This is a genomic window from Campylobacter canadensis, from assembly GCF_013177655.1.
Lineage (GTDB): Bacteria > Campylobacterota > Campylobacteria > Campylobacterales > Campylobacteraceae > Campylobacter_E > Campylobacter_E canadensis.
This window is the reverse complement of sequence record NZ_CP035946.1, coordinates 1456101-1470318: the sequence shown is the minus strand read 5'-3', so window position 1 is coordinate 1470318 and position 14218 is coordinate 1456101. Positions and strand designations below refer to the sequence as shown.

Below are 14218 nucleotides of genomic sequence, written 5' to 3'. Positions count from 1 at the left end.
TCCTTAACTTTTTTTATTTGATTGCTCTATAATTTGTTTAATTTGATTTTCTTGTAAGCTTAATTTAGCCATCATAGCATCATATTGCGAAAATCTATTATTTAGAGTTTCAAATTTCGTATCTATATCTTTAGTTGTTTTTTCAATTTCTTTATTTAATTTGTCAATTTTATCTTTATAATCTTTTTCTAAGGTTGTAAAGGTTCCATCGTTTCCAATAAGTAAATCAAGGCTATTTTTGATTTTTTCAAAGACACCTATATTTGTTGTTTTTGATGAAATGAATTTTTCTTCTTTTAAGCCTAAATTAGCTAGTTTTGATGAATCTCCACTTATTGTAAAATCAGTTTTTCCATTAGAAGCTATACTTAAATAAAATTTATTGTCTTTTTCAATTAAACTAGCATTAACTCCTTCAATCTTTGCATCATTAATACTTTTTACTAATTCTTCAAGATATTCTTTTTGCTCAACTGGCTTTTCTTTATCTTCTAATCTTTTTTTAAAGTCATCGCTAAAAACAATACTTTTGCCATTTATTATTAAATCGCCATCACTTAAATCAGGTTTTAAGCTAATTTCTTGACTTAAAACTGTGTTTTTTTGATAAACATCTTCGCCCATTAAAAAGTTTTTAATAGTATCTTCGTTTGCAGTATAAGCCTTTTTAAATACACTTTCATCAAATTCTAAAATCCCGCTTCTATTTACTGTAAAACCTAGATTTGACAGGCTAAGATTTGTTTTTGAATCAACATCGGTAATTAAAGCAGAAAGTTGATTTTTAAGATTTGTTACTTCTGAAATTCCTTGCAAAGCTCCTGCTTCTTTTGTTTCTTCATCATAGCTTGTTAAAGTAGACATATTATTTATAATGGTATTGTAATTATCCGCAAAATCTTTTAAAGCTTCTAGTAAAGATGAATTATCATTTACCATTCTAAAATCGGTTTTTCCTTCTTTTTTAAGGTTGATTGTAGCACCCACGCTAATATCATCAATCTCATTTGAACTTCTGCTAACTTCTACACCATCATAAATAAATAAAGCATCTTGAGCATATTGAACATGATTTACATCAACATTATTTTTTATACTATCATCAAGACTATCAATTTTAGCTTGAGTGTTAAAGCTTGACTTTTGTAATTCGTTAAATTTATCATTAATTGCTTTTTTTACCTCTTCTTTAGCTAAATCTTCTTCGCTTATTTTTGATAAATCAATTGTTTTATTTTCTTCACCATCTTTATAAGTTATTTCTACTTTTGTAAAGCCTGATTTTAAAGCATCTAACCAATTTTTAACATCTTCTTCTTGGTTTTTTGAAGTTTCACTTTTAAATTTATCAAATAATTTATCAAGCTGCTCAGTGCTTAAACTTGATAGCTTGCTATCTTTGTTAATTTTAGTACCATCATCTAGGCTGATTTCTTTTTCTAATGAGCTAATCCAAGATTTAACATCATAAGCATTATTTGCTAATTGCTGATTTATATTTTCTAAATTATCTTTATTTGTTTGCAAATCTTTTTTTAAGTCATTTACCTTTTTATTTTCTAAAAAGCCTAATTTTTCTAAAATTGCATTTGAAAATTTTGCTGCATCTTCATTATTTTCATCGCTAACAATATCAAATGAAATCGCATTATCAAGCCCTGTTTTTTTGCTTGTAATCATTAATGAGCTACTATTATTACCAACATCAAGCACCTTTACATTAATTAAAGATGAAAGTTTTTTTGAATTTGTGCTTGTAGCTTCATTTAACTTTTCTTTTAAACTTTGCATTGTATCGTTAGAATTTACTTTTATATTAAATTCTTCTTTGCCAATCATAATTTTAAAAGAACCTTCTTTAAATACTTGCTCTTCATTATCTTTATTTTTTATTTTAATATCTGAAAATAAGCTTTGTGAATCACTTTTTACAGCTTTACTTTGAAAGGCGTCTTTTGTAGCAAGTTTTTTTACATCAATGGTAAAATCATCAAGCTTTGCACCATCAACTAAGCTTAAACTAGCACTTTCTCCATTTGTTTTAATTGTTTGTTTGCCAACTGTGGTTTGCTCAATTGAATTTTTTACACTCGCTTTAAATGTGTTTAATAAAGTAACTAAAGTTGTTATATCTTTTTGTTGATTTTGAGCTGTACTTAATTGTTTTTTAGGTAAAGAAAGTCTAGAACCTTGTTCAGCTGCTTTTAGCTTATCAGAGATTCCTTTAAAATCCCAAGTACTAGAACTGCCAAAGCCAATTAAACCTAAATTACTTGCCATTATTAAACTCCTTTCTTAGCTTTTTTTATCAAAAATAATTCCAATTGCTTCTTTCATACTTTCACTAAGTCTCATTGCTTCATCGGTTGGGAATTTTCTAATTACTTGACCTGTTTTAGTTGCAATAACACTTACATACATTGTATTGATTTTGTCGTTGTAGCCAAATCTAATATCAGTACCTAGTTCTTTCATATGTTCGTTTAGTTTTTTGATTGCATCATCTAGTTGCTCTTTTGAAACTTCTTTATTGCTTTCCTTTGCGTTGTTAGTTTCAATTTGTGTTTGCTCAACAGGACGCACTCTTGCAGTTTCATTTTGATGGGTTCTTATTTGATTGTCAAAATGCGCACTTGCTGCCTTAAAAATTTCCATTTTTTACTCCTTTAAAAAACTTTTGTACTTAAATCGGCAATTTTTTAAAAAATTTCATACTTTTTAAAAAATTCTTCATTATTTTCTACTAAATTAAGCGAAATTAAGTGCTTAATCACCTCTTCATTGCATTTTGTATCCATTGGCCATTTATCTAAATAGCCATCTTTTTCATCTTTTTTACAAGCTATTATTAAAATACCATCATCGTTTATAAATACATCGCTTTTAGCATCAAAATTATTTGTAATTCTCCATACAAGCATATAAGCATTATCTAAGCTAGTATCTGTATCAATTAATATTAAAATTCCACTAAGAATATCTTTTAAAAGTTCTATTAATTTAGCATTACTTTTATCTTTTTTAATTTGAACAATACAAATATTACTTGAGCATTCATCAAAATATGTTTTGTGATTTACATATCCAATTTCTTCTTTTAAAGCTAAAATTTTTTGAATATCAACCTTAAAAGATTTTTTTTCAATAAAATTATTTTCGTTTTTAAAAGTATGAGCTTTATAAGATATATCTTTACAAGCATCAAGGGCGAGTTTTCCGCCTAAACCAATTTTTTCAGTTGAATGGTCAAGCTCATCAATTAAACCATAACTTTTTAAAATATTTTTAGGATTAAAATTATTTAAAATATACTTAGATAAATTTTCATAATCATCTAAATTAGGTGCATTTTCATCAACAAAAATAGCATTTTTTACAAAAGCCATTTGACCAACTCCCCAAAAAGTATGAGCTAAGGCTAAAGCACAACCTGCATAATCATTTTTAATCTTTGCTAAGATTAAATTATGAAAAACTCCATTTTCAGGCATTTTATAATCAATTAAATTCGCAGCACTTGTTTTTAGTAAAGGTAAAAAAATCCTTTCAGTAGCATAGCCCATTAATTTATCTTCTAAAGGTGGCTTACCAACTACAGTTGCATTATAAATTGCATCATTTTTTCCTGTTATTTTTGTAATTGTCATCACAGGAAAATAGCCTTGTGGGGTATAAAAACCTGTATGGTCTCCAAAAGGTCCTTCTACAGCAAAATTATTTACATCAATCTCGCCTTCAATTACAAAATCACTATTTTGCGGCACATATAAATCATTTGTATCGCATTTTACTAATTTTGCACCTTGCTTTTTTATAAAACCATAAAGCATTAATTCAAAAATCCCTTTAGGTAGTGGTGCTTGAGCGCATAAAATATGTAAAGGGTCGTCTCCTATTGCTATTGCAACAGGCATTTTCTTATTTGCTTTTTTGTATTCGTAAAAGAAATTATTTGCATCTTTGTGCAGTTGAAAGTGCATTATTAAATGATTTTCATCTAAAACTTGCAAACGATACATACCAAGATTATTTGATTTATTATCAAGACTTTTTGTATAAACTTGCCCCATTGTAATAAATGCTGCTGCATCATATTGCCAAGTTTTTAAAATAGGAAGTTCGCTTAATGAATACTGCCTTTGCTTGCAAGCTGCGTTTTTGTTTATAACTCTTTTTGGTGCTATGTTTTTTAGTTTAAATAATTTTGAAAATAAGTCAAGTTTTGCACTAAAATTTTTTGGAATATGCATATTTAAAAGGCTTTGAATTTCATCTGCAATCTCATCAGCACTTTTTCCTAAAACTAATTCTAAGGCCTTTTTATTAGCGAAAATATTCATAATTACCGGAATGTTTAACTTTTCTTTATTTTTGATAGGATTTGTAAATAATAAAACCTTTGAATCTTCTTTTTTTGCTTCAATGTAGGCTAAATGAGCTATTTGCAAATCAACATCAAGCTCATCATCAATTATTTTTATTAAATCGTGTTTTTTTAATTTTTCTATATAATTTTTCATTGCATTGTCTTTAATAATTCTTCATTTTCTGCTAAAAGATTTAAAGCACCTTCTTTTATAAATTCTTTAGCTAAAATTTCGCCATAATCATCAGCATTTTGTATTTTAATTGTTTTTTGCATTTTTATTATTTTTTTTGCATTTACTAAGCCTACTATTGCATTAATTCTTATTTCATTTTCATTTATAAAAGCTGCATTTATTCCAATAGGAGCGCCACAACCACCATTTAAAGTCTTTGTAAAATCTCTTTCAATCTTACACAGCATAGCTGTTTTTTCACAATTTAACTTTTTTGTTAAAGATAAAATATTTTCATCATTAATACTTTCAATGGCTACTGCACCTTGTCCTGCTGCTGGAATCATTTCTTTTGTATCTAATAATACATAATTTAATTCGTCTAAAATATTTAATCTTTTAAGTCCTGCATAAGCTAAGATTATTGCATCAAATTCTTTATTTTTTAGCTTATTTAACCTAGTTTGAAGATTGCCCCTTAGACTTTTAATATTAAAATCATCTCTAAGCAAATTAAGCTGCATTTGTCTTCTTAAACTCGTAGTTCCTATAACAGCACCCTTTTTTAATTCGCTTAATGATTTTTCTTTGCCTGCAAATACACAAACATCATTACAAACTTCTCTTTTTAAAATTGCTGATAATTTAAAATCGTAAGCAAGGTTTGCACCAACATCTTTTAAAGAATGTACGCTAATTTGAGCTTTTTTTTCATACATTGCATTTTCAAGTTCTTTTATAAATAAGTTTTTACCACCAATTTTTGCTAAGGGAGTATCTAAAATAATATCTCCTTTTGTATTTAGTTCAAGTAAATTTATATTTAAAGTATTATCAATTTTTTTTAATTCGTTTTTTACAAATTCGCTTTGCCACAGTGCTAAAAGCGATTTTCTAGTTGCTATTGTTAAAGTCATTTTTTCTCCTTATGAATTTGCTATTCTACATTTTAATGCTTCTTGTAGCATTGTTTTTGCTACTACTTTTTCTTCTTTTATGAGTACAACTTTTTGAGAAAAGTCATCAAAAATTTTATGCTCATCTTTGCTAAATCTCATAATTACATTAGTTTCAGGCGAGTAAGCTACAACCTTTTTGCTTATTAATTCTAATCTTGTTTCGTTGCTAACAGTTATTATTACTGCAGCACAGGTTTTAATATTTGCAGCTTGCAAGGTGTAATCTTGCTCAACATTTCCTTGATAAACATTTTCTCCTCTTTTTTGTCCAAGTTCTACTAAATTTATATCAGAATCAATTACTAAATAAGGAATTCCTTGATTTTTTAATTTTAAAACCACTTCTTGACCCAATGTGCCATAACCAAAAATTACAAAATGATTGCTAAGGCTTTGTATTTTAGGTGCTACGGTGCTAACTTCGTCATTTGCCCAAGATGATAGCTTTTTATTGTTTTTAATTATAAATGGTGCAATAATCATAGATAAAATTACACTTAAGGTAAATAACTGAGAATTAACATCATCAATCATTTTATGTGAGCTTAAAAGCCCAAAAACGGCAAGTGCAAATTCTCCTATTTGACAAAGACAAAGTGCAGTTTTAAAAGAATTGCTTTTTGTATTTGTAAATTGTAAAAACATATAAACAACAGCTGCTTTAATGCTCATAATAACAAAGGTTAAAATTATTACTATATACCAATATTTAATTATTAAAAATACATCTATTTGTAAGCCCACAGTTACAAAGAAAAAGCCTAGTAATAAATCTCTAAAAGGTATTAAGTCTGCTTCAATTTGATGTTTATACTCTGTTTCTGCTATTAGCATTCCTGCAATAAATGCTCCTAGTGAATATGAAAAGCCAAAAATATGTGCTAAATAAGACGCTCCTACTATTGTAAATAAAATTGTTGCAATGAAGATTTCTTGAGATTTTGTTTTGATTACATAATAAAGAACTCTGTTAAAAACATATTTTCCAATAAAAAATAACAAACTTAAAACAATAATAGCTGAAACTAGGGTTTTTATAATTAAGCTTGAAGCTGAATCGCTTGAATTAAAAATATCAATCATCAATAAAAGTGGGATTACAGCAATGTCTTGAAATAGTAAAATCCCTAAAGTCTTTCTACCAAATACTTGATTTATCTCGCTTGTTTCATTAAGAATTTTTAACACAATAGCAGTAGAGCTAAGACCTAAGGTAAAGCCTAAAATTAAAGAAGTATTTTCATTGATATTAAAAAAATAATTAATTAATGCAGCAAAAATTAAGCCGCTTAAGCACATTTGCAAAGCACCGTTTAAGAATACTTCAGTCTTCATAGTCATTAAGTGTTTAATAGAAAACTCAAGCCCTATACTAAACATTAAAAACACAATTCCAAATTCAGCAATGTGGTTTATTTCAGGGTTTGTGTGAATGTTAAAAGACAAGCCCACTATTAAGCCAGTAAAAATATATCCTATTATTGTTGGAATGCTAAATTTTTTTAGCACAACATTTAACACAATAGCAATAGCAGCTGTAATTAAAAATATTTCTAAAAATCCCTTCACCTTTTTGCCTTATCATAAATAGCTACATCAAATTTGCTAACTTGCTTTATAAGTGCATTTTTTTTACCTTTATTTAATTGCTCTTCGTATTTTGCAATTTGCCCTTTTAGCTCTAAAATAATGCTAACACCAGCAAGATTAACCCCTAAATCCCTTGTAAATCTTAAAATCATCTTAATTCTATCAATATCTTTTTGAGAATACATTCTAACCTTACCACCAGTTCTATTTGGCTCTATTAAGCCTTCTCTTTCATACTGCCTTAGGGTTTGTGGATGAATGTTTAATTGCTTTGATACTACTGAAATTAAAAAGACAGGCTCATCGTAATTCATTTTTTCTCCTTTATAAATATTTTTCTAAGGCTTGTTTTAATTCTTCGTTTATGCTAGTTGGTAAAACAACCTTTATTTTTAAATATAAATCGCCTTTGTTATTTGTATATTCATTATTTACACCTTCATTTTTAACCCTTAATAAAATTCCATTTTGTGTATTTTCTTTAATGGTTATTTTTTTACCCTTTGCATTTAGTGTATCAAACTCAACCTTGCCACCAAGTAAGGCTATTTTTAAAGGTACTTCTAGTTCTTTAATTAAATCATCTTCATCTCTTGTATAAACATTATCTTTTTTTACCTTTATTTTTAGTTTTACATTTTTTTCATTTATTATTTGATTGTCTTTTACACCTGCTTTAATTCTTATTAAAATAGGTGTAGAATTATAATTTACTTGAATATCTTTGCCGTACATACTTTCTAAAAAGCTAAGCTCTAATTCTTGAATATCGTTATTATTTCTGCTTTGATGAAAATTATTAGAAGAGCTAAAAGAAGAATTAAATGAGCTTTTATTTCCAAAAAATGAGCCAAAAATATCATTTATATCAAAATCAGCACCAGCGTTAAACGAACTTGAGTTAAAGCCACTAAAGCCGCCCATATCATACATTTTTCTTTTTTTCTCATCGCTTAAAACTTCATAAGCTTCTGTAATTTCTTTGAATTTTTCTTCTGCATTTTTTTCTTTATTAACATCAGGATGATACTTTCTTGCAAGGGTTCTGTAAGCTTTTTTGATAGCTTCTGCACTTGCATTTTTTTTCACACCTAAAATTTCATAATAATCTTTTGTCATCTTTAAAATCCTATAATATTTTTTTTAAAAATCTTAACTAGCTTTGTTTAATAAAGTTATAACATAGAGTATCAAGTCTTAAAAAAACCTTAAAGGAGAAAAAATGCAAAAATGTGTTTTGGTAATTACCGATGGAATAGGAATAAATAATGATAGTTTTTATAATGCTTTTTTTCATGCAAAAAAAGATAATTATGATTTTTTAAATAAAAATGCTAAATTTTGCAAATTAAAAACTTCAGGTCTTGCAGTTGGTTTGCCTGATGGGCAAATGGGTAATTCAGAAGTAGGGCATATGTGTATTGGTAGTGGTAGAGTTATTTATCAAAACCTTGTAAAAATTGATAATGCAATCAAAAATAAAGAATTAGAAAATAACAAAAATTTACAAAGCCTTTTAAAAAGATGTAAAAATATCCATTTAATCGGTCTTTACAGTAATGGCGGTGTGCATTCATCATATTTACATTTACAAGCTTTAGAAAAAATTGTTTTACAAAATAATAACAAGCTATTTACTCACTTAATTAGCGATGGAAGAGATGTTGGGCAAAAAGACTTTTTAGACTTCATAAGCAAAAATCCACCTTTAGCAAAAATTAGTTCAATTGCAGGTAGATTTTGGGCTATGGATAGGGATAAAAATTATGATAGAACAAATGAATACATAAATATGCTTTTTAGTAAAAATACAAATAAATTATCTTTTAACGAGTATATAAAAAATAATTATGAAAATAATGTTTTTGATGAATTCTTAAAGCCAGTCTCAAGTGAATTTGATGGAATTAGCAGCGAAGACGGTGTAATAATTGTAAATTTTAGAGCAGATAGAGCAAGGCAATTAGCACAAAGTTTAAAAGAAAAATTAGGTAAAAATGTTTTATGTATGTGTGAATATGATGAAAAACTAGAACTTGATGTGATATTTGAAAAAGAAAGTTTAGATAATGTTTTAGCCGAAGTTTTAGCAAAACACAATAAAACTCAATTTCACACCGCAGAAACCGAAAAATACGCCCATGTTTCTTTCTTTTTTAATGGTGGAGTTGAAAAAGAATTTAAAAACGAAACAAGAATTTTAGTACCAAGTCCAAAGGTTGAAAGTTACAATCAAGAACCTTGTATGAGTGCTTTTAAGGTTTGCGATGAGGTGCTTAATGCTATTAATTTAGATTATGATTTTATTGTTGTAAATTTTGCAAATGGCGATATGGTAGGGCATACAGGTGATTTTAATGCTAGTATAAAAGCAGTTGAATGTGTTGATTTATGTCTTGGAAAAATAATTAAGGCTTGCAAGGATAAAAATTATGCAATGCTTTTATGTTCAGACCACGGAAATTGTGAAGCTATGATGGATAAAAATAACAATATTTTAACAAATCACACAACTTTTGATGTTGGTTGTTGGCTTTATAATTATGAAAAAGATGTTAATTTAAAAGATGGTTCTTTAGCAAATATTGCAGCAAGCATTTTAAAAATAATGCAAATTCCAAAACCAGAACAAATGCAAGAAGCTTTATTTTAAGCTTTTTGCATTTATATAATTGTTAAAAGAAAAATTCACTAATTTTAAGTGAAATATTTTTTTCTAATTTATCCTTAACATCTTCAAAAGTAATATTTTTTCCTCTTACACTTAGTGTTAATGTGGTATTGTTATTTATATAATCACTTTGATAATTTTGTGTTTTTGTCATATTTTCCGAGTTATTTACTGTTACCCTGCCTGCATTTTTTTGTCTTATATTTATATCAATTACTGTGCGAATAGTGTAATAAATACCAGTTATTCTATCAATGTAAGAAGTGCTTGAGTTTGCTTGGTTTAATGTCATTAAAGCTCCTAAACCACCTAAATTACCAGATAATGCTTCTAAATCTGCTACTTTTATTTCTTGGTCTGTTAATCTGCTACATTTAGTTATATTTGCTGTTAAAACAAAATTTGCTTTTGTAGCATCTGTTGTAAAGCTATAGCCTTTTTGTGATAGGTTATCTTTTAACCAATTGCTTATATCTATATTGCAATCACTAGAGTTACGAGAAGATATATAAATAATTTTGTCATTATTTGAAACTGGCTCAAGAAAAATAGCTTTAGATATTTTAGAAGAAAAACTATCCTGAACTACATGGGTAGTGCTACAAGCACTAAAAAATAGTGCAAAAAATAATGTTAAATAATAAAATTTTTTCATAATAATCCTTTAAAAAAAAATATTTTTAATTATAATTGGGGGGGGGGACTTAAACTAATCTTAAAATAACTTTGATTTACTAAAAGCAAATATGATTTTTCTTTTTTTATAAGGAGAAAGAATGAAAAAAATATTTTCTTTACTAGCATTAAGTTTAGCTTTAAGTGCAAATGATTTAATGCACGATGAGCTTAATAAAAGTATGCATAAAATGCACAAAGATATGGATTATGGCATTAAACAAAAAGATGCTGATTTAGCCTTTGTAGCAGGTATGTTGCCTCATCATATTGGTGCGGTTGAAATGGCGCAAATTGAGCTTAAATACGGAAAAGATGAAGAGCTTAAAAAATTAGCTAAGCAAATCATAAAGGCGCAAGAAGCAGAAATTAAATTTATGCAAGCGTATTTAGATAAAAAAGGCTTTAAATATCCAAAAGATGAGCCTAAAAAACACGATCCTAAACACGATCCTAAACACGATCCTAAACACGAGCATAAGCACGAACCTAAGCACGAACCTAAGCACGAATCTAAACACGATCCTAAACACAAAGTAGAAGAATAATAAATATTTAAGCTTATTAATTTAAGCTTAAATATAATCTTTATTAAAATATTTTGCTAAAACAAAGGCACTTGCAAAGGCAAAATGAATATTAAAACCACCTAAAATTCCACCCACATTAAGACATTCTCCTATAAAAAACAAACCCTTATGAGCCTTGCTTTCAAAGTTAGTATTTAATTCTTTTAATAAAATTCCACCTTTGCAAATCTCAGCTTTATTAAAGCCAAGAGTTCCTGCTGGTGCAAAAGAATAATCGCTTAAACGCTTTAAAATATCTTGCTCATCTTTTGTATATTTATTTAAAGCTTTGTTTTCTAAATTAAAGGCTTTTAAAAATTCTTTAGCCATATTTTTTGCAAGTAATGATGAATTTATAAAGCTAGTATTGCTCTTAAAATCAATCTTTTTAGAATTTAAAAAATCAATACTAATTTTACCTTTTTTCCAAAATAATGATGCACTTAAAACCGCAGGACCACTAATGCTTTTATGTGTAAATAACAAAGAATTGCAAAAGCTTTTATCATTAACTTTCATAATTACATCAAGGCTAATTCCACTAAGATTTTTCATAAAAAATTCATCTTTTTGCAAGGTAAAAGGCACTAAAGCAGGGCTAAAGTCTAAATATTTAATATTAAATTCTTTTGCAATATTTAAAGCAATATCGCTTACGCCAAGTTCGCTAAAAGAAATAGCCCCACTTGCAAAGACAAGATTTTTAGCAAAAAATTCAGCCTTGTTCGTATTTATTTTATAAATATCATTTTGCTTACTTACTTGTAAAACTTTTTGATTTAAAAATATTTTTGCTTTTATATTTTTTGTAATTTGCATTAAAACATCTTTTGAACTTCTTGCAAAATATTGTTGTTTTCTAATTTTTACAAAGGGGATTTGTGAAAAAAATTCTAAAGATTTTTTAGTATCAAAGCTTTTTAACACTTCATCTAAAAACTCGTAATCATCGCATAAATAATTGTTTTTATTTATATTATCATTGCTAAAATTACACTTATTTCCACCGCTAATTAATAATTTTTTTGCAATGCTTTCATTTTGTTCAAGAATTGCTATATTTGTATTTTTTACTTGATTTGCTAAAAAAAGTCCGCTAGCTCCAGCGCCAATTACTAAAATGTCAAATACTTTAATAATAATATCCTTAAAAAACGAGGTGAAATATGAAAATAATTTTAGCAAGTTCAAATAAGAAAAAATTAATAGAATTTTCTTCTTTTTTTAATGAGTTTAATATAAGCGTACATTTAGCAAGCGATTTTGTTGATAATTTTAATCCTATTGAAGATGGAAATTCTTTTAAACAAAATGCAAAAATAAAGGCAAAAGCACTTTATGATAGCTTAGATGAAAAAATTAAAGATGAATATTGTATCTTAGCCGATGATAGCGGTTTGTGTGTTGAAGCCTTAGATAATTTACCTGGTATTTATAGTGCAAGATACGCAAATGCAAGTAGCGGCGATATAGATGCAGCTAATAGACAAAAAATTAAAGATGAGTTTAAAAGATTAAAAATTGATTATTCTAAGGCTGCTTTTATTTGTGTTTTATGCTTTATAAATAAAGATAAAATTCTTTTTGCAAAAGGAGTTTGCGATGGGGTTATTAGCAAAGAAGAAAGTGGAATGAATGGTTTTGGATACGATAGTATGTTTTATGCAAATAATTTTTCTAAAAGTTTTGCCGAGCTTAGTCTTTTAGAAAAAAATAAAATTTCTCATAGATATTTAGCTTTAAGCGATTTAATTAAACAACTAGGCTTTTAAAAAGCTTAGTTGCCTAAGGTAAAATCATCTACTAATCTAATATTTGCTAAGTCTTTAACAACTCCGCTTGTTTCAAGAACTACAATAACCCTTACTGTATTATCATCATAATTTAGCATTCCGCCGCTATTGTTTGATAGACCTGTAAAATCTTTGTCTACCCATTTATACATTATTTTTGCTTTATAAGATGGATTTGTTTCATCAGGATAATAAAGGGTAATAACTTTATTATTTAAATCACTTACTTTATCGTTTTTGCTTAGCCAATAAGCTATTGCGTATTGACTAGCACTTTTTAAAAATATCTCTGCTTGGTCTTTAATATATGTTCTTTGAGACAAAGAAAGCGTAGATAAAGAAGTGCTTAAAATAACCGTAGATGAAAGTCCTAAAACTATTATAAAAATAATTGCTGTAATCATTGAAAAGGCCTTTTTCATAACATTACCCCACTTTTGCAAACGCTAATTTTTGTTTTGCTAGTACCAAATAAAGAGGTGCTAACTTCTTTTTTAGATTCCAAACACAAGGTAAAGGCTATGCTATCTCCTAAAGATTGAATATTAAAGTTTTTTACATTTTTTACTAAGGTATATTTATTTGTTACACTGATACTTTTTTTACCTGTTCCACTCCAAATGTCTTTATCCCACTCAAGTGTATAAAATTTTAATTCATTATTGTCTAGTTTTACACCATTTATTCTATCTACCAAAACATAGGCATTTGTAATTGTAAAATTCTTAACCTTTGTATCAAAAGAAATTTTTGAAGTTTTTGTATCGTCCTTTACTTCAAGATTTAATAAGTCGTTTTCAATAAAGGCATTTGAGTTTGTAATATTATCTCCTAAAAAGTATATTCCTCTATTGTATTTTCTACCTGGTTTTAACATATATTTATTGCAAGTTCTCACATCGTGCCTAAAAGCAAAACATAAAAATTGACCACTATCTGAACCATCAAAACATTTTGGTTCAGGCGTAGCAGTACCACCTGTTGCAGTGCTAAAATCTTTGGAAACTCCTGTTGTATCAGCTCTTAAAGTTTGTGCTATCACACATTTGGTTCTATTTATACCATCCCACCATCCCGCTCTTTTTTTATCAATATCAATATTTGCCCATTCTAAAACCTTGTATGTTTTAAAATCGTTGTTTATGTTATATACAAATTTACAATCAGTTGAATTTTTACAATTTGATGTGTAGTCTTTTTTTACTCTAATTGAATTTCTTATCGCATTTTTTGTATTTTTGCTAATATAATCAATTGCAACTTGAGATTGCACTTCTAAATCGTTTAAGATTTGAGTTCTAACTCTTTGTTCGTAGGTAAAGCGAATTACTTGCACCCCAACCACACTCACAATAGCTAAAACAACTATTACTAAGGTTAATTCTATCATCGTAAAAGCTTTTTTATTCATTAATTATCC

At 27.6% G+C, this 14218-nt stretch carries 14 protein-coding genes; 3 read left to right on the top strand and 11 right to left on the bottom strand.

Annotation, left to right across the window (positions count from 1 at the left end; all coding sequences use genetic code 11):
- Window positions 1-3 precede the first annotated feature (3 nt).
- The 7 genes from fliD to CCANL266_RS07010 are packed head-to-tail and all read right to left on the bottom strand — an operon-like array spanning window position 4 to window position 8209.
- Window positions 4-2280 carry a flagellar filament capping protein FliD gene (gene fliD / locus CCANL266_RS07040; protein WP_172233334.1) on the bottom strand — a complete coding sequence of 759 codons (2277 nt, stop codon included), beginning with the start codon at window positions 2278-2280 and terminating at the stop codon, window positions 4-6.
- Between the two features lie 15 nt (window positions 2281-2295).
- Window positions 2296-2655, bottom strand: a complete 360-nt coding sequence (locus tag CCANL266_RS07035) for a flagellar protein FlaG (RefSeq protein ID WP_172233331.1) — start codon at window positions 2653-2655, stop codon at window positions 2296-2298.
- Window positions 2656-2699: 44 nt separating this feature from the next.
- Window positions 2700-4520: a menaquinone biosynthesis decarboxylase gene (locus tag CCANL266_RS07030; RefSeq protein WP_172233328.1), complete on the bottom strand. Its 1821-nt coding sequence runs from the start codon at window positions 4518-4520 to the stop codon at window positions 2700-2702.
- The gene (gene hemC / locus CCANL266_RS07025; protein WP_172233325.1) at window positions 4517-5458 is read right to left on the bottom strand and encodes a hydroxymethylbilane synthase; all 942 of its coding nucleotides are present in this window, start codon (window positions 5456-5458) and stop codon (window positions 4517-4519) included. Before hemC ends, CCANL266_RS07030 begins: the two co-directional genes overlap by 4 nt.
- 9 nt (window positions 5459-5467) lie before the next feature.
- Complete coding sequence (locus CCANL266_RS07020) at window positions 5468-7069, bottom strand: cation:proton antiporter (RefSeq protein WP_172233322.1); 1602 nt, start codon at window positions 7067-7069, stop codon at window positions 5468-5470.
- Window positions 7066-7404, bottom strand: a complete 339-nt coding sequence (locus tag CCANL266_RS07015) for a heat shock protein transcriptional repressor HspR (RefSeq protein ID WP_172233319.1) — start codon at window positions 7402-7404, stop codon at window positions 7066-7068. The genes CCANL266_RS07020 and CCANL266_RS07015 overlap by 4 nt, the downstream gene beginning before the upstream one ends.
- Window positions 7405-7414: 10 nt before the next feature.
- Window positions 7415-8209 carry a DnaJ domain-containing protein gene (locus CCANL266_RS07010; RefSeq protein WP_172233316.1) on the bottom strand — a complete coding sequence of 265 codons (795 nt, stop codon included), beginning with the start codon at window positions 8207-8209 and terminating at the stop codon, window positions 7415-7417.
- A 103-nt stretch (window positions 8210-8312) separates the two neighbouring features.
- Here CCANL266_RS07010 and gpmI point away from each other — a divergent pair, with 103 nt between their 5' ends.
- Window positions 8313-9743 carry a 2,3-bisphosphoglycerate-independent phosphoglycerate mutase gene (gene gpmI / locus CCANL266_RS07005; protein WP_172233313.1) on the top strand — a complete coding sequence of 477 codons (1431 nt, stop codon included), beginning with the start codon at window positions 8313-8315 and terminating at the stop codon, window positions 9741-9743.
- Between the two features lie 22 nt (window positions 9744-9765).
- Here the strand turns inward: gpmI and traT are convergent, their stop codons facing one another.
- Window positions 9766-10416 carry a complement resistance protein TraT gene (gene traT / locus CCANL266_RS07000; protein WP_172233310.1) on the bottom strand — a complete coding sequence of 217 codons (651 nt, stop codon included), beginning with the start codon at window positions 10414-10416 and terminating at the stop codon, window positions 9766-9768.
- Window positions 10417-10537: 121 nt separating this feature from the next.
- Between traT and copM the strand changes: the two genes are divergently transcribed.
- Window positions 10538-10984 (top strand): CopM family metallochaperone, encoded by a 447-nt coding sequence (gene copM, locus CCANL266_RS06995; RefSeq protein ID WP_172233307.1) that lies wholly within the window; start codon window positions 10538-10540, stop codon window positions 10982-10984.
- A 27-nt stretch (window positions 10985-11011) separates the two neighbouring features.
- Here the strand turns inward: copM and CCANL266_RS06990 are convergent, their stop codons facing one another.
- On the bottom strand, window positions 11012-12196 hold the full coding sequence (locus tag CCANL266_RS06990; protein WP_172233304.1) for an aminoacetone oxidase family FAD-binding enzyme: 1185 nt from the start codon (window positions 12194-12196) through the stop codon (window positions 11012-11014).
- On the opposite strand from CCANL266_RS06990, the gene rdgB reads away from it, so the two are divergent.
- Window positions 12172-12777: an RdgB/HAM1 family non-canonical purine NTP pyrophosphatase gene (gene rdgB / locus CCANL266_RS06985; RefSeq protein ID WP_172233301.1), complete on the top strand. Its 606-nt coding sequence runs from the start codon at window positions 12172-12174 to the stop codon at window positions 12775-12777. The genes CCANL266_RS06990 and rdgB overlap by 25 nt on opposite strands.
- 5 nt (window positions 12778-12782) lie before the next feature.
- On the opposite strand, the gene CCANL266_RS06980 is transcribed toward rdgB, so the two are convergent.
- Window positions 12783-13220 (bottom strand): hypothetical protein, encoded by a 438-nt coding sequence (locus CCANL266_RS06980; protein WP_172233298.1) that lies wholly within the window; start codon window positions 13218-13220, stop codon window positions 12783-12785.
- On the bottom strand, window positions 13217-14209 hold the full coding sequence (locus CCANL266_RS06975; protein ID WP_172233295.1) for a type II secretion system protein: 993 nt from the start codon (window positions 14207-14209) through the stop codon (window positions 13217-13219). Before CCANL266_RS06975 ends, CCANL266_RS06980 begins: the two co-directional genes overlap by 4 nt.
- Window positions 14210-14218: the final 9 nt, after the last annotated feature.